This is a genomic window from Ruegeria sp. HKCCA5463 (genome assembly GCF_013034175.1).
Classification (GTDB): domain Bacteria; phylum Pseudomonadota; class Alphaproteobacteria; order Rhodobacterales; family Rhodobacteraceae; genus Ruegeria.
Map to the genome: position 1 here is coordinate 12,506 of NZ_WQFL01000005.1, position 20,961 is coordinate 33,466.

At 55.3% G+C, this 20,961-nt stretch carries 23 protein-coding genes and 3 tRNA genes; 6 read left to right on the forward strand and 20 right to left on the reverse strand.

Features of this window, described 5'->3' with window-relative positions; all coding sequences use genetic code 11:
* Positions 1-5: 5 nt before the first annotated feature.
* From GOW09_RS11645 to GOW09_RS11725, 17 genes are all read right to left on the reverse strand, one after another.
* Positions 6-2,567 carry a toll/interleukin-1 receptor domain-containing protein gene (locus tag GOW09_RS11645; RefSeq protein ID WP_171118511.1) on the reverse strand — a complete coding sequence of 854 codons (2,562 nt, stop codon included), beginning with the start codon at positions 2,565-2,567 and terminating at the stop codon, positions 6-8.
* Positions 2,568-2,903: 336 nt separating this feature from the next.
* Positions 2,904-2,978 (reverse strand) — tRNA-Phe (locus tag GOW09_RS11650).
* Positions 2,979-3,057: 79 nt separating this feature from the next.
* On the reverse strand, positions 3,058-3,240 hold the full coding sequence (locus tag GOW09_RS11655) for a DNA gyrase inhibitor YacG (protein WP_170346183.1): 183 nt from the start codon (positions 3,238-3,240) through the stop codon (positions 3,058-3,060).
* Positions 3,237-4,259: a ribonuclease E/G gene (locus tag GOW09_RS11660; RefSeq protein WP_171118513.1), complete on the reverse strand. Its 1,023-nt coding sequence runs from the start codon at positions 4,257-4,259 to the stop codon at positions 3,237-3,239. Before GOW09_RS11660 ends, GOW09_RS11655 begins: the two co-directional genes overlap by 4 nt.
* Complete coding sequence (locus GOW09_RS11665) at positions 4,256-4,834, reverse strand: nucleoside triphosphate pyrophosphatase (protein WP_171118515.1); 579 nt, start codon at positions 4,832-4,834, stop codon at positions 4,256-4,258. The genes GOW09_RS11660 and GOW09_RS11665 overlap by 4 nt, the downstream gene beginning before the upstream one ends.
* A gap of 11 nt (positions 4,835-4,845) precedes the next feature.
* Positions 4,846-5,064, reverse strand: a complete 219-nt coding sequence (gene infA, locus GOW09_RS11670; protein WP_005978431.1) for a translation initiation factor IF-1 — start codon at positions 5,062-5,064, stop codon at positions 4,846-4,848.
* Positions 5,065-5,155: 91 nt separating this feature from the next.
* The gene (locus tag GOW09_RS11675; RefSeq protein ID WP_171118516.1) at positions 5,156-6,031 is read right to left on the reverse strand and encodes a carbon-nitrogen hydrolase family protein; all 876 of its coding nucleotides are present in this window, start codon (positions 6,029-6,031) and stop codon (positions 5,156-5,158) included.
* A gap of 67 nt (positions 6,032-6,098) precedes the next feature.
* The gene (locus GOW09_RS11680; RefSeq protein ID WP_152458857.1) at positions 6,099-6,368 is read right to left on the reverse strand and encodes a DUF4242 domain-containing protein; all 270 of its coding nucleotides are present in this window, start codon (positions 6,366-6,368) and stop codon (positions 6,099-6,101) included.
* 63 nt (positions 6,369-6,431) lie between these two features.
* Positions 6,432-7,025, reverse strand: coding sequence for a GNAT family N-acetyltransferase (locus GOW09_RS11685; RefSeq protein ID WP_171118519.1), 594 nt, complete (start codon positions 7,023-7,025; stop codon positions 6,432-6,434).
* The gene (locus GOW09_RS11690) at positions 7,018-7,416 is read right to left on the reverse strand and encodes a ketosteroid isomerase-related protein (protein ID WP_152458860.1); all 399 of its coding nucleotides are present in this window, start codon (positions 7,414-7,416) and stop codon (positions 7,018-7,020) included. Before GOW09_RS11690 ends, GOW09_RS11685 begins: the two co-directional genes overlap by 8 nt.
* Positions 7,417-7,418: 2 nt before the next feature.
* The gene (locus tag GOW09_RS11695; RefSeq protein ID WP_171118521.1) at positions 7,419-7,871 is read right to left on the reverse strand and encodes a low molecular weight phosphatase family protein; all 453 of its coding nucleotides are present in this window, start codon (positions 7,869-7,871) and stop codon (positions 7,419-7,421) included.
* Positions 7,872-7,874: 3 nt separating this feature from the next.
* Entirely contained in the window at positions 7,875-8,354 is a 480-nt protein-coding gene (locus GOW09_RS11700) for a UPF0262 family protein (protein WP_152458863.1), read from the reverse strand.
* Between the two features lie 98 nt (positions 8,355-8,452).
* On the reverse strand, positions 8,453-9,754 hold the full coding sequence (gene hisD, locus GOW09_RS11705; RefSeq protein WP_171118523.1) for a histidinol dehydrogenase: 1,302 nt from the start codon (positions 9,752-9,754) through the stop codon (positions 8,453-8,455).
* Positions 9,755-9,815: 61 nt separating this feature from the next.
* Positions 9,816-10,337 (reverse strand): GNAT family N-acetyltransferase, encoded by a 522-nt coding sequence (locus GOW09_RS11710; protein ID WP_171118525.1) that lies wholly within the window; start codon positions 10,335-10,337, stop codon positions 9,816-9,818.
* Entirely contained in the window at positions 10,338-10,814 is a 477-nt protein-coding gene (locus tag GOW09_RS11715; protein ID WP_171118527.1) for a DUF2948 family protein, read from the reverse strand.
* Entirely contained in the window at positions 10,811-12,079 is a 1,269-nt protein-coding gene (murA, locus tag GOW09_RS11720) for a UDP-N-acetylglucosamine 1-carboxyvinyltransferase (RefSeq protein WP_171118529.1), read from the reverse strand. Before murA ends, GOW09_RS11715 begins: the two co-directional genes overlap by 4 nt.
* A gap of 6 nt (positions 12,080-12,085) precedes the next feature.
* Positions 12,086-12,241, reverse strand: coding sequence for a hypothetical protein (locus GOW09_RS11725; RefSeq protein ID WP_171118532.1), 156 nt, complete (start codon positions 12,239-12,241; stop codon positions 12,086-12,088).
* An 83-nt stretch (positions 12,242-12,324) separates the two neighbouring features.
* Here GOW09_RS11725 and GOW09_RS11730 point away from each other — a divergent pair.
* The 3 genes from GOW09_RS11730 to GOW09_RS11740 all read left to right on the forward strand — a co-directional run bounded on the left by GOW09_RS11730 (position 12,325) and on the right by GOW09_RS11740 (position 13,869).
* Positions 12,325-12,399 (forward strand) — tRNA-Thr (locus tag GOW09_RS11730).
* 79 nt (positions 12,400-12,478) lie between these two features.
* Entirely contained in the window at positions 12,479-13,108 is a 630-nt protein-coding gene (locus GOW09_RS11735; RefSeq protein ID WP_171118534.1) for a DUF6538 domain-containing protein, read from the forward strand.
* A 491-nt stretch (positions 13,109-13,599) separates the two neighbouring features.
* Positions 13,600-13,869 (forward strand): HlyU family transcriptional regulator, encoded by a 270-nt coding sequence (locus GOW09_RS11740; RefSeq protein WP_171118536.1) that lies wholly within the window; start codon positions 13,600-13,602, stop codon positions 13,867-13,869.
* 324 nt (positions 13,870-14,193) lie between these two features.
* On the opposite strand, the gene GOW09_RS11745 is transcribed toward GOW09_RS11740, so the two are convergent.
* The gene (locus GOW09_RS11745; protein ID WP_254442732.1) at positions 14,194-15,909 is read right to left on the reverse strand and encodes an adenylate/guanylate cyclase domain-containing protein; all 1,716 of its coding nucleotides are present in this window, start codon (positions 15,907-15,909) and stop codon (positions 14,194-14,196) included.
* Positions 15,910-16,274: 365 nt separating this feature from the next.
* Between GOW09_RS11745 and GOW09_RS11750 the strand changes: the two genes are divergently transcribed.
* The 3 genes from GOW09_RS11750 to GOW09_RS11760 all read left to right on the forward strand — a co-directional run bounded on the left by GOW09_RS11750 (position 16,275) and on the right by GOW09_RS11760 (position 19,942).
* Positions 16,275-16,580 carry a hypothetical protein gene (locus GOW09_RS11750; RefSeq protein WP_171118539.1) on the forward strand — a complete coding sequence of 102 codons (306 nt, stop codon included), beginning with the start codon at positions 16,275-16,277 and terminating at the stop codon, positions 16,578-16,580.
* 344 nt (positions 16,581-16,924) lie between these two features.
* A complete protein-coding gene (locus GOW09_RS11755; RefSeq protein WP_171118541.1) occupies positions 16,925-18,244 on the forward strand; it encodes a hypothetical protein in 1,320 nt (439 codons plus the stop codon).
* A gap of 1,080 nt (positions 18,245-19,324) precedes the next feature.
* Positions 19,325-19,942: a DUF4329 domain-containing protein gene (locus GOW09_RS11760; protein ID WP_171118543.1), complete on the forward strand. Its 618-nt coding sequence runs from the start codon at positions 19,325-19,327 to the stop codon at positions 19,940-19,942.
* 561 nt (positions 19,943-20,503) lie between these two features.
* Here the strand turns inward: GOW09_RS11760 and GOW09_RS11765 are convergent.
* Entirely contained in the window at positions 20,504-20,722 is a 219-nt protein-coding gene (locus tag GOW09_RS11765) for a hypothetical protein (protein WP_171228908.1), read from the reverse strand.
* A 96-nt stretch (positions 20,723-20,818) separates the two neighbouring features.
* A tRNA-Met gene (locus tag GOW09_RS11770) sits at positions 20,819-20,895 on the reverse strand.
* Positions 20,896-20,961 lie beyond the last annotated feature (66 nt).

Here is a 20,961-nt window from a genome sequence, read left to right on the forward strand (position 1 = left end):
TGCAGCTAGGCATTGCGGAATCCTTCGGGCGCACGAGCACTCAGCAAAGTGATCTCCTCGAGACGGTTCTGGCAAGCTTTCGTAGCTACAGGATCCCGCACTATTGTCTGGTCACTCATCTTCAATTCCAGACAACGTTTTTCGACTTGCAGATCATAGTAATCCTTTCTCGAAATGTTCGACAAATACTCCTCAGCATCAGCCCATCTACCCTCGACCACTGCATAGCGAGCCTGCATCTGAAATGCATCTGATTGCCTGTTAACAGCGTTGGCCATTTCAACAGTGGCAGGCAGCAACGAAGCGTCGCCATCCTCCAATCGAATGGCGCACTCCAGCAACTGACAACTAAGTTGATTGACCCTAGGTGCTTGGCGAGCAAGGGAAATTTGTTCCTTTGCCTTCACCAAGTTCATTTCTCGCAGAAACTTCCCTGCCTTAAACAGCGGAACTTCGCCGTATAAGTCATTTTCAGGCTTCAAAGTCGCCTCGAGTTGCTCAGCTTCCTTAAACAAGCGAAGGCCTCTCAAAGCTCTAATCTTCATAACCACTAGGCCAGATTCCCGGTTTATCTGATATTCCGGAAGCCGATTTAGGACTTCTAATGCATCCGAAAACTGCTGATTTCGAATAAGGGCACGGGTCAATAATCTGCTGGTTCGCAATCGGAAGTGCTTTAGTCTCAGCGCCTGACGAAGTTGAGTGATACTTGTATCCCAATCTCTTTTGACATGGAACGCATAGCTGCCTCTCAGATAATAAACGGCTGGCAACGCATTCCTTTCCATAATTTCGATGATGTCTTGAGGAAAAACGCCGGCTCGTATGGCGCTGTCTCCACCTGAGAAAAGGATCTGTTCTACAGCATCATCTGAAACATTCATTCCGAATGCCAATCTCGACAATTTGTAAACTGCTTCGAACATCTCCTTACTGTTCCCCTTGTGTGATTGAGCTCGATCGAACTGGCTTCTCACGATTTCGAGCAGAGACGAGCTTGTGAGCAGCAGCGACAATTCTTCAGGTATGTTGCCTGAAGTTTCGACAGCAGCGATGAGAAGAGCGCTGATCAATTGCGAGTCGACTACACCGCCCTCAATGTCAGCCTCAATGCTCGCTTTTATCTCGCCAAGCAACGGGGTGCTCAACCCTGCAAGATTGCGTCTGGCATACGAGGCCACCATGTCAGGGCAGCTATAATACTCATTGTCGACAGATTGTAGCAGTGAATAGTCAACTAAGTCCCAAATCTCTTCAGTCAAAACTCGTCGTTCAATTTCTAGGGTTCTAGCAATCATCTTGAAGGACAGCTTCGGAAAAACTCCCAGTAGCGCAACAATCTTTTTTTGGTCTTCGCTGAGGAAATCCCCATCTATCAGTTCGGAGAGAGACCGCTGCTGAAATGACGTTATTGGTTCGGGGTTGACCTCTAAGGTTGCGATATTCCGGCCACCATTTATCAAGACTGAAGCATGATGTGCCGTAGCTGGGTGACCGCCGACCAATTTGGCTATTGTTTCTGATTTTGCAGCATCGAACAGGCGTGGTTCCACAAGCTCACTTAGCAATACCTGAATGTCTGTGCTCGACAATCCGTCCACTGAAAACTGACGCAAATTCGCTCTCGTTGCCACTTCTTCATCAGGCAATCGACGTTCCGAGATGTAAATCATCCTAAGATTTGGATGCTCTAGTGAAGCTTGGACGAACTCATCAAACCATTCTTTGAGGTTGCGTGTTCTGTCCCTTAGTCCCCAACGAGACCTAACCAAAATTGGTTGATTTAGCTCTGCCCAGTGTAAGACCTGACGCAAGATCGTCTGTGCTTGTTCTTTTGGCCCGAGTTCCGAAAACACAGCAATTTGCTCCTGCATTTGCTCCTTTGTCATCAACCCGTCTAAGTCTTCCTTGAACGCCAAATAGAAATCCACCGCTTCGGCCATATCCGGCAAGTCGAATACCGGGCCAGCCTTTCTCAACGTCGGGAAGGATTTATTCAGTGAGCGCTTCGCTAAGGTAGTCCTTCCCATGCCCACCATTCCGGTGATAACCAAGTGCTGAACCGGTTGCCCGCGTTTCGGTACCGCTTGAAGCACTTCAAGGTGAATTTTGTTCAATAATTCTTCGCGGCCAACAAACGCGGGTTCCTTGCCAAGGCTAGAACTGATGACCTGTCGCTGCTGATACAGAATCGCCCTAACAATGTCCGAAACAGTGTAATCCTCAGACGTTGTCATTCGGCCTTTCATCCAATCAGGCAATGAACGGTAGGTCTCTCCTCCGATTGGGCAAACCAAGATAGCACTTTGCCTCGAGGCAACGGCCACTTCAGCTAGTTGTATTTCGTACTCTACCCAAGTGCCCTTTGTGTTGGGTGAGTGGAACAGGACAAATACGACGCCGTCGGCAACCCCTCGTTTCATCTCTTCGATGAACTGGGCTCCCGGAGCTATTGTTTTGACATCGTAAAAAGTGGCAGCGGCATCGAGTTGTTTGTAAACCCCATCGACAAAACTCTTGTCCAAACTGGAATGGGATAAAAAAATTGTACCTTGTGGATGCTGCATTTTGTTCTTTCAAATTTTGTGGTGCCTAACACGCTCAGATTGTGCCAGCAAAACCAGGGAGTAAAGTCGGAAACACGAATGATGTCCCAACAAAGCACACAGTATCGCCGACTTAAGCGATTTCGCAGTTGGACTAATGAGTTCTTGACGAGTGGAGCGAAACCAGAGCGTCAACGTGGCAAACATATGTGAAACATCTTTGAAATGTTGTCACAGGTTGCAAGGCGAGCGGGTTTAGATTCTGCTTGTGGCACCCATAGTGCACCCGTGGCACCAATACAGTCTTGGCCTGTTCGCTTGTTGGCGCCTTAAGTATCTGTATTTTCTCGGTAAACGTGGTGCCCGGGGGCGGAATCGAACCACCGACACGAGGATTTTCAATCCACTGCTCTACCCCTGAGCTACCCGGGCACGGGAACGACGTTCGTCGTTGGGTGGGGGCCTTCTATGACTTGCTACCAGCGGTGTCCAGAGGCTTTTTCACATTTTTTCAATGTGGTCGCTTTGGTGTAAAGTCCTGCGTGTCATCCTCGGCTTCAAGGTCCTCTTCGCGCTGCGACGGAACCGAGTAGGACCCGTTCAGCCACTTGGCCAAATCAATGTCCGCACACCGCCTGGAACAAAACGGACGAAACTTTTGTTCGGTCTCCGCACCGCAAATCGGGCAGCTCATTTCAGGATCTCCATCACGGGAACACGACCACGTTTTCGCTGCAACTCAAAATGGCCCAGCGGGGTCCAGCCTGCAAGAATCGTCTCGTCCGGGTCTGATCTGAACGCGGCACGCAAAGCGGATTCAAACCCGCGGCGATCCTTCTTTGGCATTGGAGCCAGGTCCAGCGTAATCTGCCCGGCCAGCCCACGTACGCGCAAAGCACGGGGCAGCATCTTGGCGCAGGCGAAATTGGCCTTGGTGCCCGCCGCGAGCGAGGTGTCCGCTCCGGTGTTCACATCCACGGCGACCAATGCGCGTGTGGGTTCGATGTAAAGATACCCTCCGCCCGGTAAAGGCTCGGACGCTCCACGCATCGTATCCAGCGCATCCAGAACGCCGTGGGTTTCGAACCCGCCCGCCTGGGTCACGACTTCGGCCGGGTCGGTCCAGTCGCGCCAGGCAAGGATATGGGGGCTGTCACCCTCGCTGAGAAGTTCAGGCTCGGTCCCGTCGTCATTCATCACCTGCTCGGCCTGCGTCAACATGGCCGAGATGTCTTCCGAGATCTCTTCGGCATCCGCACCCGCGCAGCAGGAGCGCAGGATCAATCCATAGGCGCTGTCACCCATCTGCTCGTGCGCGATTTCAAGCAGTTGATCTCGTGTGTCCTCGTCCTTGATACTGCGCGAAATGTTCAGGCCCGGAGCGTCCGGCGTAACAATCGCATAGCGGCTTTTGAAAAGGATGCGATTGCTCACCGGGATGGCTTTGCCGGGCTCGGCAAACCCGCTGACCTGTACCAACAACAGGGCGCCGGGACCCAAGCCCTTGACTTGTCGCAAGAACGCAGGGCCATCTGGCGTGTTCAGGAACATTCCGCCCTGCCCCTTGACCGGGCGGTCAGCGCGGGCGCGGTAGATGGTGCCGGGCGCGGGGGCGTCCGCGGCGATCAGGAAGTCATCCAGCTTGCCGTCGACCATCAGCGCAGCCGCTTCGCGGCCTTGGATGTGGTCCAGAACAATGGTGCGACCTTTCATGATGCCTCACGATACAGTGGATAGCCGATGCCTTGCAGCAAGGCTGCGGTCTCGGACAGGGGCAGGCCGACGATGCCGGTAAACGACCCAGAAATCCATGGAATGAAAGCCCCTGCGGGACCCTGAATCGCATAGGCGCCTGCCTTGCCGCGCCAGTCTCCGGTCGCCAGATAGGCGTTGATCTCGACGTCCGACAGGCGTTTGACCTTGACCTGCGAGACAACATCACGTTGCAGCACACGATCTCCGCGCCGGACCGCAACCGAGGTGATCACGCGGTGACGGCGACCGGACAGAGCGTGCAGAAATTCCGCTGCCTGCCCCGCATCCTCGGGCTTTCCCAGAATCCGGCGCCCCAAGGCCACGGTGGTATCTGCGCAGAGGGTAACGTCGTCTCTATCCGATTGAACCGCCTGCACTTTTTGGCGCGTGATGCGGTGACAATACGGAACCGGAAGCTCGCCCTTCAAGGGCGTTTCATCAATGTCAGGAGGGCAAATGGCATCGGGCTGCACGCCAAGCTGGGCCAGCAGGTCCAGCCGTCTTGGGCTGCCCGATCCGAGAATGAACGCCATTGCGGCAGGCGTTACTTGAAGCGGTAGTTGATCCGACCCTTGGTCAGATCATATGGGGTCATCTCGACCTGAACCTTGTCGCCGGCCAGAACACGGATGCGGTTCTTGCGCATCTTGCCTGCCGTATGTGCGATGATCTCATGGCCGTTTTCCAGCTCGACCCGAAACGTCGCATTAGGCAGGAGTTCCTTCACGACACCGGGAAATTCGAGCGTATCTTCCTTGGCCATGTTGTCTCCATCATTACGTTGCACCCGCAGAATCTGCGGGGGTGTGCGCTTAAATGAGCCTATTTCGGCCTTATTTCAAGGGCGGAATCACCTAAAGAGCGGATATTGTGACCGATTCGACTCGGGCGGCCTGTTCCTCCCAATGGGTTCGGTTCAGCACGTGACCGTCTGCGCGGACCTCGGCGATGGCTGACAGGTCGACATCCGCATAGGTCCAGCCCGGCTGATTCAAAGTGCCTTCGGCCAGCACACCGGTGGCCGGAAACCCCTTGTCGGGCGGGCCAAAGACGCCTCCGGTCCCGGTGTTCATATCCACCGCCTCGGACCATTCGTTGTTCCCGACCAGCGAGGCCATGACTGTAACGCATTGATTTTCCAAAGCTCTTGACATTGCGCCAATCCGCACGCGCCAGTAACCCGAAAGCGCTTCGGTACAGGATGGCGCAAGAATCAGGTCTGCCTCGCTCAGCGCGCGGCCCAGCAACGGAAACTCGCTGTCATAACAGATCAACACACCGATCTTGCCCAGCGCGGTGTCGAAAAGCTTGAGCGGACCACCGGGGGCGATGTCCCAATCCTCGCGTTCGAACCGGGTCATAATCTGTTTGTCCTGATGGTCGAAACTGCCATCCGGCGCGTAGAAGGCGGCACGGTTCACCGGACGCCCGGTTCCATCAACAACCGGCGCGGACGCACCCAGAATGTAGGTTTTGTACGTCTTGGCGAGGCGGGTGTGCAGGTTTTGTACATCCACCATCCGGTCGGACACGGCCCGGATCGACCGCTCCAGATCGCCCGCCACGTCGGCCCCGTCCAGGGTCGACAGCTCCATCGCGCCGTATTCGGGAAAGACCAACAATTCGGCCCCCTGCCTTGCGGCCTGGGACACCCACCCCTCAAGCTTGTCTTCGTATTGTGCCCAGCTATCCAACCAGTCGAGATCATAGGCGGCAGTTGCGACTTTCATGGCAGCGTCCCCGTGCGGTCAAATTCGCATGACCTTAGTCGCGGACGCAGACCGGAGTACAGCCCAATTACCCTGCGGTCGTCGGATCGATGATCGTGGTCACTTCGGTGATCGTGTTGGCCGGGAACCCGCTGAGTTCCGCATGCTTGTGGATCGCGTCCTCGCTCTCGGCCAGATAGATGCAAAAGGTCTTGTCACCAGCAACATAGGAATGCTCCCACTGCACGCCGGGTATTTGCGCCAGCGCTTCGTTCGACTTCGCAGACGCGCCGCACAGTTCGTCACCGGACATGGAACCGACACCCGGAAGATCGCGTTCGATAACATAGCGTTTCATGGCAATTCCCCCACAGAAAACCCAACACTACCATGATTCGGGAGTTTTTTCTGCGTTTGGCGTTCAGAGATCCCGGATCCAGAACTGAAGGGGTTTTTTCGATTCGCCTTCTTCGCCAATATCTTTCCACGAAAACTGTGCGATCGCACCGGGCAAAGGCGTGTATCCCCGCGCGCGCCAGAAGGCATCCAGCGGGCGGTAATTGTCGGGCCGCATCGGATGATCTGCCGGGCGTTGCACGCCGCAGAACGCGCATTTGGTGAAACCCAGGCTGCGGGCGTGGGCTTCGCGGGCGTCGAAGAACCTGTGGCCGACACCCTGCCCGCGATAGTCGGGCAACAGCACCGATTCGGCGCAATAGAAGATGTCATGCAGGTCAAGCCCGGTGCCCTCGAAGGCCGCCGCGAAATCTTCGGCGTGGTCGATCAGAGGGGCGCCGGTTGACGCTCCGATCAGGCTGTCGTTGTCGAATGCGCCCACCACGATGGCCTTGTCGCTGTCGCGGTAGGATTGCAGGTATTTCCGTTCATATTCCAGGTCGCCATCGTAAAGATACGGCCAGGCGTGAAACACCTTGATGCGCAGCCGGGCGACGTCATCAAGGGCGGCTTCCAGTGCCGCTCCGGTCAGGGGGCGGACGGCGGTGACCTCAGCCATTCGAAACCTGCTTGGTCCAGTCCGCCAGGTTGTAGAAAGTGGTGACGCGGGTGATCTTGCCATCCTTCAGGTCGAAGAACGAGCCCGCAGGCAGGCGGTACGTCTGGCCATGCGCATCCGGCAGGCCGTCATCGGTTTCCAGATAGGTTCCGTTGACGATGAATTCGGCTGCTGCGCGGGTGCCGCCTTCGGCTTCGAACACGACGATGTCGGTCAGGTTTTCTTTGTAGCAGCGGTTCATATGCGCGCAGAACGCGGCGAATTTGTCCTTGCCAATGCGGATCTGGCCTTCGTTCACGTGATGGGCCACGTCATCGGACAGGCAAGCCAGCATGGCATCCACGTCACCGGCATTGAAGGCTTCGAAATAGGTTTTGACGGTCTGGTTCATGGTCACTCCGTAGGTTCGCCCCAGCGGTCTTTCAGATGTTTGATGATCTGATCGCGGGTCTGTCGGTAGTGATGTAGCTTTTCTTCGCGGGTCTCGCCCAACCCGGTAGGGTCCATTATTGGCCAATAATCGACATCGAGGTGAAAAACCCGGGTCAGTTCCAGCGCCCGGCGCTGACTGGCGGGCGAAAGCGCCACCACCAGATCGAACGAGCTGAGATCGTCGCCCCATTCCTGCATCTCGTCAAAGGACCGCGAGCGATGACGGGACAGTTCCACACCCACCTCGTGGCAGGCCGCGATGCAGAACCCGTCAATTTCCAGATCATTGTGCACGCCAGCGGACTGCACATAGGTGCCCGTGCCGTAAAACTTCTTCATCAGCCCCTCGGCCATCGGAGATCGAACCGAGTTGTGGTCGCAACAGAACAGGACCGACTGCGGCAGAGGCTTCACCCGTCAGCCCCCGAAATGCAGCACGCAGATCAGCGTGAACAGGCGCCGGGCCGTATCGGTATCCACTTCTGCCTTTCCCTCCAGCCGTTCCTGCAGCACGCGGCTGCCTTCGTTGTGGATGCCGCGGCGGGCCATGTCTATGGTCTCGATCTGGCTGGGAGGCAGCGATTTGACCGCGTCGAAATAGCTTTCGCAGATCTGGAAGTAATCCTTGACCACCTGCCGGAACGGGCCAAGCGACAGGTGAAATTCGGCGGCTTTTTCATTCTCTTCCGTCGCGATATCAAAGACCAGCCGTTTGTCGCGGATCGACAGTTGCACGTGGTAAGGCCCATCAGGAATGACGCGGTCATCCCGATTGGGCAGCGAAAAGCTGTTGTCTTCCAGCAGATCATAGATGGCAACCTTGCGTTCCTGCTCGATCTCGGGGGTCGGCGGCGGCAGGTTTCGGTCATCCAGTTCGATATGCGAAATGCGGGTCATCTTTACGGCTACAATCCTTTTGTCAGCACAGACCTATATCAACGGATTCCAGTCGGCAACGCAGAGAAGCGCCATATGTGTCCGGTCTTTGCGTCATTTCAGCCATTCAGGCGGTTCAGACGCGCCGTGACTGACAGGCCGTGCGCCTCGAGGCTTTCTGATTGCGCCAGCTGTTCAGCGGCGGGCCCGATGGCGCGCAGGGCCTCGGGGGTCATCTGGCTGAGCGTGGTGCGTTTGAGAAAATCCATCACGCTGAGCCCGGACGAGAACCGCGCGGACCGGGCCGTTGGAAGCACGTGGTTGGGGCCGCCGACATAATCGCCGATGGCTTCGGGCGTGTACTGGCCCAGAAAGATGGCCCCGGCGTGGATGGTTTTTTCGCTCAGCGCCACCGGGTCTGCGACGCAAAGCTCCAGATGTTCCGGGGCGATACGGTTCGACAGGATTGCAGCCTGGTTCAGATCACGGACGGTGATGATGGCGCCGAAGTCGCGCCAGCTGGCCCCGGCGATGGCGCGGCGCTGCAAGGTTTCGAGGCGTTTTTCGACCGCCTTCGCGACGCTTTGGCCAAAAGCGGCATCATCCGTGATCAGAATCGACTGCGCGCTTTCGTCGTGTTCGGCCTGGCTGAGCAGGTCCAGCGCGATCCAGTCGGGATCGTTGTCCTTGTCGGCGATGACCAGGATTTCCGATGGGCCCGCAATCATGTCGATGCCGACCTTGCCAAAGACACGGCGTTTGGCCGCCGCGACAAAGGCGTTGCCCGGGCCCGTGATCTTGTCGACCGGCGCGATGGTGTCGGTGCCGTAGGCCAGCGCCGCCACGGCCTGCGCGCCGCCGATGCGATAAACCTCGTCGACGCCCGACAGTTGCGCGGCCAGCAGAACCAGTGGATTCAACTGCCCGTCCGGCGTGGGCACAACGATGGCCAGCCGTTCAACCCCCGCCACCTTGGCCGGGATGGCATTCATCAGAACCGAAGACGGGTATGAAGCCAGCCCGCCCGGCACATAAAGCCCGGCGGCCGAGACCGCCGACCAGCGCCAGCCCAGTGTGGCCCCGGCCTCATCCGTCCAGCTTTGATCGCTGGGCATCTGACGTTCGTGATAGGCCCGGATGCGGGCGGCGGCCAGTTCCAGCGCCGCGCGGTCTTCGGCCACGACTTGCGCCACCGCGTCTGCGATCTCCTGCGCGCTGAAGGCCAGCGTTTCGGGTGTCAGCTCCAGCCGGTCGAATTTCGCGGTCAGTTCGATGACCGCCGCGTCGCCCCGGTTGCGGACATCGTCGATGATCTGCGCCACGACCGCGTCCACATCCGGACTGTCCTCGCGCTTGGCGGACAGCAGGGTTTGGAAGGCGGCTTCGAAATCGGGCGATGTGGCGTCGAGGAAAACGGGCATGGTCTGGCACTCCGGGCGTTGCGCCACGGGACATATCGCCCACGGGGCGCGGCCTCAACCCTCAGCCCTGGGGGTGCAGCGATTTGCGCATGGCAAAGCAGGACAGGTCCTGACGGTCACTGCATTGCCCGGTGACCTGCCAGCCGTGGCGCAGATAGAATTCCCGTGCGGTCTTCGTGCCGTCCAGATGCACCTCGGTACAGCCGCACGCGGCCAGCTGCCGTTCCAGCCGGTTGAGCAACGCGGCCCCCACCCCGCTGCCGACGTGATCCGGGTCAACATAGAGCAAGGTGATCTTGCCGGTTTCGAACAACCCACCGACCGCGGCCACCTGCCCTTCACGCTCGGCCAGCCAGATCTGTGATCCCGGCTTGAACCAGCCCCGGATGGTCGCCGGGTCTTTGTTCGCGGTCCATTGTTCCAGATGGTCGGGATCGTTGTTGTGATCGGCCACACAAAGCTGCGTGATCGACCGGATCAGCACGCGGCTGATGTCGAACACATCGAACACCGTCGCCGGACGCAGGGCAATACCCTCGGGCACATTTGAAAACGCCTGAGAAATGCCGCGCTTGTTCTGCATCTATTCGGGGTGCTGCGGCGCCCGGCCGGATGGGGCCCGATACGGGCGCGTGACGTCCTTGAGCGCGGCATCCAACGCCTCGACCTTCAGGCGGATCGCGCCGTCACCCGCCAGGGTCAGCAAGACCTGGCCCGCGCCATCCTCGCCGGGTTCGAACTCGACGGACAGCAGCGACATGACCATGTCCTTCTCGCTGCGATCAATGCCTTGGCTGGCCACGGACAGAACGGAATCGAAGACCAGCACCGACTGCACCCGTTCAAACGGGCGGTCACGGCGGGCGGCGGCATCCTTGTCTTCCCAGCGAAAGCGGTTCAGCAACAGGCCAAAGCGGCGGTGCGACGGTTGCCATTTCATCTCGGTCACGGGAAAAACCGCATCCTGCACGAGGGTCGAGATCACCTTCAGATCTTCTGCATCCTCAGCCCCCAAATTCAGCGGGGCTTCGCGCCCGTCTTCAAAACTTGCGTCCGTCATTCGCCTTTGATCCGTTCGATTTTTGCGCCCACGCCTTCCAGCTTGCGAACCACATGTTCATATCCGCGGTCCAAATGATAGACCCGGCTTACCGTTGTCTCACCTTCTGCCGCCAATCCGGCAAGGATCAGCGACACCGAAGCCCGCAGATCCGTCGCCATCACCGGGGCGCCTTTCAGGGTTTCGACACCCGTGACGGTGGCGGTGCCGCCGTGCACCTCGATATTTGCACCCATGCGCACAAGTTCCGGGGCATGCATAAAGCGGTTTTCGAAGATACGCTCTTCCAAAACCGAGGTGCCTTCGGCGGTGCACATCAGCGCCATCATCTGCGCCTGAAGGTCGGTCGGGAAGCCCGGGAAGGGTTCGGTCACCACATCCACAGCCTGCACACGGCCGTTCTTGCGCGCCACTTTCATGCCGTTTTGGGTTTCGGTGACACTGACCCCCGCCGCGTCAAGCTTGGCCGCGAAGGATTCAACCAGCGCCATGCGCCCGCCCAGCAGTTCGACCTCGCCGCCGCAAATCGCCGGGGCCAGCATATAGGTGCCCAGTTCGATCCGGTCGGTGACAACCTGATGGGTGGCACCGTGCAGCCGGTCGACACCCTGAATTTCTATGGTCGAGCTGCCCTCGCCCGAAATCTGCGCACCCATCTTGCGCAGGCATTCGACCAGATCGACGATCTCGGGCTCGCGCGCGGCGTTCTTGAGCACCGTGGTGCCCTTTGCCAGCGTCGCCGCCATGACGATGTTTTCGGTGGCTCCGACCGAGGCAAAGCGCATCTCGTGCACCGCCCCTTTCAGGCCGCCCGGAGCCTTGGCGTGCAGATAGCCGTCCTTCAGCTCGATCTCGGCGCCCAGCGCCTCGAGCCCTTCCACATGCAAGTCCATTGGACGGGCACCAATCGCGCAGCCACCGGGCAGAGAAACAACCGCCTGCCCGAACCGCGCCAGCAAGGGACCCAGCACCAGATTCGAGGCACGCATCTTGCGCACGATGTCATAATCCGCCGTTTGGCTGGTCAGACTGTGGCTCGACATCGCGATCACCTGACCATCTTGCAGCGACGACACCTCGGCCCCCAGCGATTGCAGCAAAGCGGTCATGGTCTTGATGTCGCTTAGGCGTGGTGCGTTGGTCAGCGTCAGCGGTTCTTCGCTCAGCAAGGTCGCAGGCATCAGCGTCAGACACGCGTTTTTGGCCCCCGCAATCGGTATCTGACCATTCAGCGGGCCGTTGCCCGTCACCAGAATCGAATCCATCTGCTCTTATCCCTTGTCCTTGTCGGCCTTGTCCCCAGAGGTCGCCCGCGCCTTGGCCTGCGCCTTGCGCCGGGCCATATTGGCCTTCAGCGCCGCTTTCAGCCGCTCTTCGCGCGCATCCCCGGATTTGCCTTGTTTTTTGGGTGAATTTTTATTCGTCATGATCTTTCTCTACAGGAGGTGAAAAAAACCGTCCAGACGCCCTTGCGCCGCGTTTCGTTTGAGTCTAATCACCCGCCCACAGCGCTGCTGTAGCTCAGAGGTAGAGCACTCCCTTGGTAAGGGAGAGGTCGAGAGTTCAATTCTCTCCAGCAGCACCATGATTTCCTCATATTCATCAAAAACTTACGCCAAACCAACGGCTTGCACTTGCAGACTCCTACACAGGAGCCCTACACAGTGACCCTTGCCATGCCTACACCAGTCAAAGACAAAAAAAGCGGAATCTACTACGTGAGGGTGCGCGTTCCGGCGGACCTGAAAGGAATCGTTGGCCGTGCCGAGGTGTCAAAGTCACTACGCACCAGAGACCCATCAGAGGCCAAAGAGAGATTTGCGGCTGAATACAGGAAAATTCAAAAGCGATGGGCGTCCTTTAGGGCAAAGCCTGAACCTCTCCCTTTGAAAAAGATCGTTGCTCTGTCTGGTCGCGTGTATTTCCACCTGATGGAAATGCTAGAAAATGAACCGGGTGAACCTGCGATATGGGAACAGGTTTTGCGCCTGAGCCAACAGGCGGAAGCTGTCGAAGGCGGTATGGAAAAATGGTACGGTGTGGTCGCTGACGAGATACTGGCGGAAGAAGGTATTGCTATAGACGAACCGACGCGTGCGCGATTGCTACGTGAAGTTCACCGGTCTTGGACGCAGGCGGCTAGCCAGCAGTTGAAGAGAGCGGAAGGCGATTTCACCCCAGACCCTCAGGCTACGCGCTTCCCTGAGTGGGAACCCACAGCCTCGCCAAAAGTGGCAATCGGATGCAATGGTTTTCGGGCATGGCACAGTCAGACCCGGAGCGCATCTTGTTGAATACATGCCGATCGGCAGTCACAACACTTGGTACGGGCTTTTATTCGTCAAAGGGCTGACGGGATTTACAGCGTTCCTTGTGCCTTTGTCAGTTCATTTCTGGGTCGTCACGCTGGACGCAATAAAGTGTGAACGTGGCAAGCTTCCGCTGGGACTACTACTTACCATTGTCCTCCTTACTTTTGGAGAAAACGTTGAGATTCAGACCTATTTGCTCTGGCCAAGCCTCCTAATGCTCGGATGCCATCTCAGAGAGGTCAAATCGGTAAATCGGGGAAACTGACATGTAGGCTGGTTTGTTGAAACGCAAGCGCGGTGTTTGCCGTTGCTTTTCAAGGGCGGATCCTTCGCCGCTTTTTTGGGGGCATTGTGACTCTGAACGGTGCGCGCTTCCGAACCCTGGAACCAGTGACCTGACCGTGCAACGCCCTTCACTCCGGCCTTGAGCGGCGCTAGTCTCTGCCCTGAACAACGCTGAAAGGAGCCACCCGATGTCCCTCTTCTCAAAACTCTTCGGCGGCGTTGAGAAGTCCAAGCCGGATCCGGTTTCTTACAAAGGGTTCGAGATATTCCCCGACCTGATGGCCGAGGGCAGCAAATTTCGCCTGATGGCCCGTATCGAAAAGACCATCGACGGAGATCGAAAGACTCATACGGTGATCAGGGCGGATGTCTTCGACAGTCGGGAACAGGCCGAAAGCTATAGTATAGCAAAGGCGAAACAGGTCATTGATGAGCAAGGCGACAGCATTTTCAGCTAGGGAGGTCCTAGCTTGAAGCCTGATCTACGAGCGGAACCGATGAGCATGCTTATGCGTATAATTCTGAATGCATTCCATAGGTTATCATTTGTCAAACTTTGTTCGGCGAAGAAGTCGTCGTGCAGCAGTTTATCTGCCCTGTTGTTGTGTTAGCTGCCGTCGCAAAGCGCATAAAGCGGGCAATCGCGTAAAACATTGGATTGCAGGTTTGTCCCCAGAGCGGGTGATTGGTCATATTTGTCAGGCTTTAGCTTCGAACCCATAGCCGATGCGTTGGGTGTCACTTTCCAGGAAAAATCGCTTTGCCGGAAATCCGCGCGGCACTTATTCGGGCAAGCCGGCCAGACGCAGAGACGCGCAGTCTTTCTCCAATCGTTCTGCATCAGAGAAAAGCTGAGTTTTTGCCCAGTCCGATATGGAAAACTGAGGACGGTATTTCATCACATTCCGCGCCTCATCGCGAGCGGCCTCAACGTTATCCGTTTCCATATGTACGATAACGAGGTCGAGATGCCCAAAGCCTTCAACTCTTTGACCATATTCGGTGAATGCCTTCTTGGCTTCCTCGTATTGACCGTCGAGCCGAAGTGCCAAACCCAATACGCCAGCATACCAGCCCGGATAGTGAGGGTTGAGAGTAATGGCTTGCCGCGCCACGCGGATCGCTTCTTTTGCCTGCCCATTGAATGCCAATGTAATCGACAGCCTTGCAGCCACATCAGCGTGGTTTGGATTTAGCTGCAGTGCCTTGTTGAACTTCCCGATAGCAGATTCCAGTTTACCGTCGATTGCATCCGCGAAACCCGCAATTGCGTGAGCCTCTGGGTTGTAGCTGTCTATCTCCAGAGCACGTCGAGTGCAGTCGCGGGCCTCTGCCAGCGCCGCATTTCGGTCTGCTACAAAACCGTGCCTTGCTTCGACAGTACAAATGAACCCCAAAGTACAATATGGCGCGGAGTAGCCTGGATCCAGGGAAATTGCCTGTTGAGCAAACCGACGAGCGTCAGCCTGTGCTTCCTTAGTTATTCTGCGCGAGGCTTCCACAGCTTGCAGCTGAGCAGTCCAGGCATCCAGATGTTTAGTACCCGAACCTCTGAAACGGGCCATCTCGCCCGCCAGTAATTCGACTTGAAGTTCAGTCGCAATTCTCAGGGCAATTTCATCCTGAACCTCGAATACGTCTTCTATCAGGCGATCAAACCGGTCTGCCCAAATGTGCATTCCGGACTTCGCATCGATGAGCTGCGCGGTAATTCGCACACGACTACCGCTTTGGCGGACACTTCCCTCGAGAACAAGATCGACGCCCTGCTCCAGTCCAACTTGTTTTACGTCTACCGAACGCCCCTTGTAGACGAACGTAGAGTTGCGCGCGACGACCAGTAAGTTCGGGAGTTTTGACAGAGTGGTAATTATCTCTTCGGTAATGCCATCTGCAAAGAATTCCTGATCGGGGTCAGAAGAAAGATTGTCAAAGGGTAGAACGCCGATCAGCAATGACTTCGAGTGACTGGCTGGCGTCACTCGCGGTGGGGCGGAGCCAGGTGGCGACCATTGGAATACTTCGACAGGTGACAGGGCATTCTTGAACTGCCGTTCGCCAGCGCGTTGAAATTGCTCGGCGAGCCTCTCATCAAGGCTGCGATGGACGACATCGGAAATCAACACAGCCTCTTCGTCGGAAGCCTCTTGTAGCCGCGAGGCTATATTGATCCCATCGCCGAAGATGTCATCTTCGTCAAATACGACATCTCCCAGATGAACGCCCACGCGCAGTTTAAGCGAGGACTGGGCTGACACTTGGCTTTGAAGATCGAGGGCGCACCGCACTGCATCCGAGACCGAACTAAACTCGACGATCCATCCATCGCCCATCCTCTTTACAATATTGCCGCGATGATCACTGACCAATGGATCGAATATCTTTCGACGCAGGACACGGAGTTCACTGAGAGTTCTGTTCTCATCCGCCTTTATTTGGCCCGAGTAGTTTACTACATCGGCCGAGAGTACTGCGGAAAGTCTGCGGTCTCCGTTCATGTCTATTCGTAACGCATAACGCGTTGCATGGAAAAGACATCTTGTTTTTAGAGACTCTGCACAAACGCCAACCGGCCACTTTGTGGGCAAACCTGTTCCAATCTATAATTTTCTGAACGGCCGCTGTTTGGAATAGTTTGTCGTAGTTGACTGAGCCTACCCAACTGATCTGGTCCATGGTTGCATTGAGGAATCTGGGGCATGGCATGTCCCGTCTTGATGCAATCAGGCAGATTGTCGGCGCTTAACAGCCCCACCACCGCTGAATCAACAAGAACAGTGGAATGGGTGTTGATCAATAGAAAGAACCGGAGCCGCTTAAGAATGAAATCGAACGGCTGAAACGCGCAGTTTCAAATCAGACCTTGGACAAACTGATCCTGACGGTGACGGCCATCCGTTGCTCGACGAGCGAAGAGAGAGGCTCCTGCAAAAACAATGGGAAGGTTTGCATCGACAAGATCGGGCGCGCCCTGCCAGGGGAACGAGGAAAAGAGTTGTCAAAGCCAACCTGCATCGATGGGTTCATCCGCGCCTGCAATCGAGAACGTCGCGAACTCAACGCATTTGGCAAGCCGGTCGGGAAGGAGTTTGAATTCGCAGCAGCAGAAGCCACCAAGCTGTTCAAGCGGCGTAGTGGAGGACTCATCAATCATTTTTTAGGTGTTTGAAGGACATTCAAATCTGGAGTTAAACGGATTTTCGTTTCTCTGGCTCGAAAAACCGCAAACAGTTTGAAACCGCAGCAAAAGCCTGCCTCTAATGCCTGCTCCTTGGATCCGGATCGTACAGAAAATACCCCTGTCACGCTCCACGCGTTGTGCCTGCTACAAAGGCCTGTCTTTCGGGAAGTTTTCGTTTTGGCTTATTTTTCATTGCGTTAAACTTGCCAAACAAACGAATTATACCTGCAAGTACATTTCTCGACCAACCAGATTCGTCTCTTTTTTGGTTTTCGTGCTAGAGTAATTTTCTGAACAAGTTCTACTCAACACTAACCTCCTCAGGTGGCCGCATGTCTGCGCATTGTCAAAGTATTCGGGATGAAATTGAGACGCTTGAGCAAAGTATTGAACTTCTCGATATTCAGATTCAAAACACTGTTGACCCAATACAAAAGTCTGCGCTTTTTCGATTTAGAAAGCAGTCGCTGTCACTGCTTCAGCGAAAAAGGGGGGCTCTTAAGGCGTGTGAAGAGAGCGGGCCCCCATTGCCGCAAGTTCCGGCGGATATGTCAGATTTCGGTTCTGAGGTGACTCAAGGTATCCCCGGTTACGAGCTTGTCGCGGGTAAAGATACTCTTGCAAGAATATTTGTTGGTCGCCGCCCACCCGTAGTTGTTATGGCATCAGAACTTTTGGATGACGCGGATTCTGACTATTCGTCTAAAGCCCTCGGATTTGATCTGAATTCCCTTCCAATCCATTCGTTGCCCTTCAATCCAGCCCGGATTGATTATGCCGAACTTGAGATTTCCGGCCCATCTGGGACAACAGTTATTCCAGGTGATATTGGTGATGGCGTATTCTCAAATGATACCAAGAGTTTCTCCGAAGACGACAATATCAACTTCTATATCCGCGGTCGGGAAATCTCAAAGCCTGGACGGTATCGTTTTACTGCACGGCTTTATCGCAACGGTACTCTTGTCGGCGAAAAGTCTCTTGGGCAACCACAGTTTCATCCGACGAAGGATCTGCGAATTCTTGTTGTCGTTGAGATCTTTCCCTTTCCTGCAGAGAAATGGGAAATTCTATTTCAGGCTCTGGAGGACTTGTCTCGAATTTTTCCTATTCGATCAGGTTTGGCGCCTCTGGATGGGGATCAGGAAGCCGGGCTGCGCTACCGAATTGAGCCGATACCAATTGATTTCGCGTGGCCTGATCGGACTCCCGTTGCGCAGCGCCTCGCCGCATTTAACCAGGAGCAGTCTGCTGCTGGCAGGCCGGATCGGGCCGAGCATGTCCTGACAATACGCACTCAACAACCCGGAGAAATGCCGCTTGGCGGAAGTGCCCAATCTGGACCAAACGGGAGCATCGCGGGTGTTACTCTGAATGTGGACCCTCCAATGGACAATTCGTTCGGCACCTTAGTTTCCCACGAAATTGCGCACAACTTCTTGACAGTGCCTCACGTTGGTGACGAGGGCGTAGCGCTCAATGAACCAGCTGCATTCGATTTAGTCGCTCGCAAATCAGTAGGGAATCCCAGGGCGTTAATGTACCGGATTTACAATTTAACTCCCAACGGAACTGCGTTTCTTGTTCCAGACTCTTGGCGCACCATCCGAGAACGCCTGCTTACTAGGTCCAGCACAGGCAATGACGAGTGATTTGACTTCGGGTATTTGGCGACCGTGAGTTTGATGTGATTTCCTTGTGTGCTGGTGGTTTGCCAAAGGATGAACTGCGTAGTTCTGCTATTCAAAACTGGGGTCTTTCGCTTTGAACCGAAAACCGGCCAAGAGATTTGGAGACTGCTTAACCGAAATCGAGAAAATCTGGGTCACGCCGGAGGCATACCGGACCCAGAGAGTTTGGGCGATAAAGACCTTGGTGATTAATGGAGAGGGCCTAAGCGACAGGCTGGCTGTCTAAACAATTCAATACTTCAAGTTCACATCACGCCTGAAATAGACCCGCGCTGCAAGCAAGCTAGAGGGGACAAGAGCAACGCGGGCCCCCCGAAGGGTGGTAGTAAAACGGATGTAGCGTTGTGGCCTGAACCGGCCCCGTGTCGTAGCGCCGCAGGCAAGAAAAAACCCGCGCTGCTGAGGGATAGGAGCAAGCGCGGGGCAAGTGTTCGGGGTGACAGGTTTACGCCGCTGCTGGCCGATCGGATCAATCTTGCAAACACTTTGCGCAGCACGACAGACCGGATCATTGGCATAGTACTTCCGTTTGCAAAGAATTGGAGCGACTTAGATGCAGGATTTTCTTGATGTTTTTTGGGTGGCCGCGTTTGTTTGTCTGCTCGCATTCGCCTTCATCGCGGTTTTTTTGTTCGGCTGTCCCTGAAACGCACAGGTTGCGAGCAATTGGTTGTGTTGGGTATTGTTGGCCTATGCTGCTGCACCGGTTCTTTCGAAAAGACTAACGGAGCGGAACGGCTTGAGATTCATGGTTGAAACAGGTCGCAGCTGTTAACGTTGTTTGGATTCACGGTAACGTTGATAGCGGCAGGTAGAGCGGCTTATTCGCTGTACATGCAGCGGCCCAAGCGACCGAAGACAACGCAGATAGATTAGTGTCGAACGATAAGGCGGACTGGAAAACCCTAGGAAGGCACAATACGACGTCCAGGAGTTTGCAACAGCGATGGATGGATTGCCTTGGTTGCAGTTGGCACCTTTCCTTAGGCTATCCCTACAGCGTTAGCGCTGCTTTAATAGGTTCATAATAAGGAGCAAAACATGATCGAGTTTAGCGTTATTGCGTTGTCGGGACTTTGCCTTCTTTTTGCGGCTCGTCAACTTGGTCTCGCAGAAGGCAAATGTGAAGCCGCACGCCGCCTTCGCTATACTTTAGTTGTCTTAATACTCTGGCCACCCGCGGCCACCCTGGCCCAATCACAGGAAGAAATCAGCGTAGCGAAAGCGACACTGTCTAGCCTACAGGGTATTTCTTTCAACAATAACACAGAGTATTGCGGCTACCTTGCATATGACCCAGCCGGGAAACTTGTTGCTACTCCTGCTCAACGTGGCGACAACAAAAGCTGCGTTTGGGATCAAGCAGAAAATGGTTTGGTGCTTGTTTTATCTTACCACACGCACGGGAGGTTCGACCCGGAATATAGTTCGGAAGTTCCAAGCGTTGCAGACATTGAGGCCGATGAAGACGAGGGCATCGACGGCTTTGTGTCAACTCCGGGTGGACGTTTGTGGTACGTCGATACGGAGCGAATGGAAGTGAGACAAATCTGCGATATCGGATGTCTGCCAAAAGACCCTGGTTTCGTTCCGGGTTTGGAAGGGGAAATCTCATCGGTTTACTCTTATGAAGATCTTCTCGAATACGAGAGTGACTAGTTTCGCGCAAAGACCCTGCCAGACCGTTACCTTGCTACGATACAGAAGACTACAAGTAAGAGGATCCGAGGAAGAGAGCGGTTGACACTCGCGTGAACGGTTCTTTTCCCCTCGGATTTTCCTGCGCTAATAACACTGGGTCTTCTTGCTCTTGCGAAGACTGAAGGCCAATCACCATCGTTGTGGAAACTGAAGCTATGTTGGCGTCCCACCCATCCGAAGTGCTGTGTGCAAGGCGGGATGAGCCACTAGCTGCCTTTACGACATTTTCTTCCATCCTCGCGCAGCAAGTCGCAGACGGCGCAGTTCGGACGTTCAGTTCCGCTGGATGAAAAGGGAAAACGCCGACAAAGTGAAATTTCGCAGCGGCTGGGTCAATCTCAGCAATGGTAATCTTCACAAAGTCTTGCCGCATGGATAATGGGCCGACAAAACTTGTGCTCATTCATAGATCGCCGCGAGTTATCCTTGGCTCTGTCCCGGCTCTTTCTTCTATCCGTTCTTCACCAGTTGTGGACGTTCACCAGTTGTCATTGTCCAATAGATTGCCAGATCGAGAGATCAGATCTGGTCGAGGAGCACGTCCGTGGATCTGTACAACGCTTTTTCTATACCGTCCGAGGCCTCTAAAGCTTGGAGGTGTACGTCTTGTAGCTTGCAGTTGTCGAGGAAAATCGCGTTGTCCAGCGCTACAGCCAAACCAGCAGCTTGATAATCCACACCGAGCACTACGCTACTGGATTCCTTAAGTGATCCATTTTGAATCATTTTTCCTTCCAATTGGTTTTGAAAACCCAAGTGGTGGTAATGATGGCAGGGCAACCTAAAGACAGAACATGAATTGCTTCTGAAATCAGATGTTGGACTTGAGAGATTTGGTAGCGGAGGAGGGACTTGAACCCCCGACACGCGGATTATGATTCCGCTGCTCTAACCAACTGAGCTACTCCGCCTTGAGTGAGAGGCGATTTAAGCGAGGGGCCCGGGAGGGTCAAGAGGGAAATCAACCAACCTCAAGA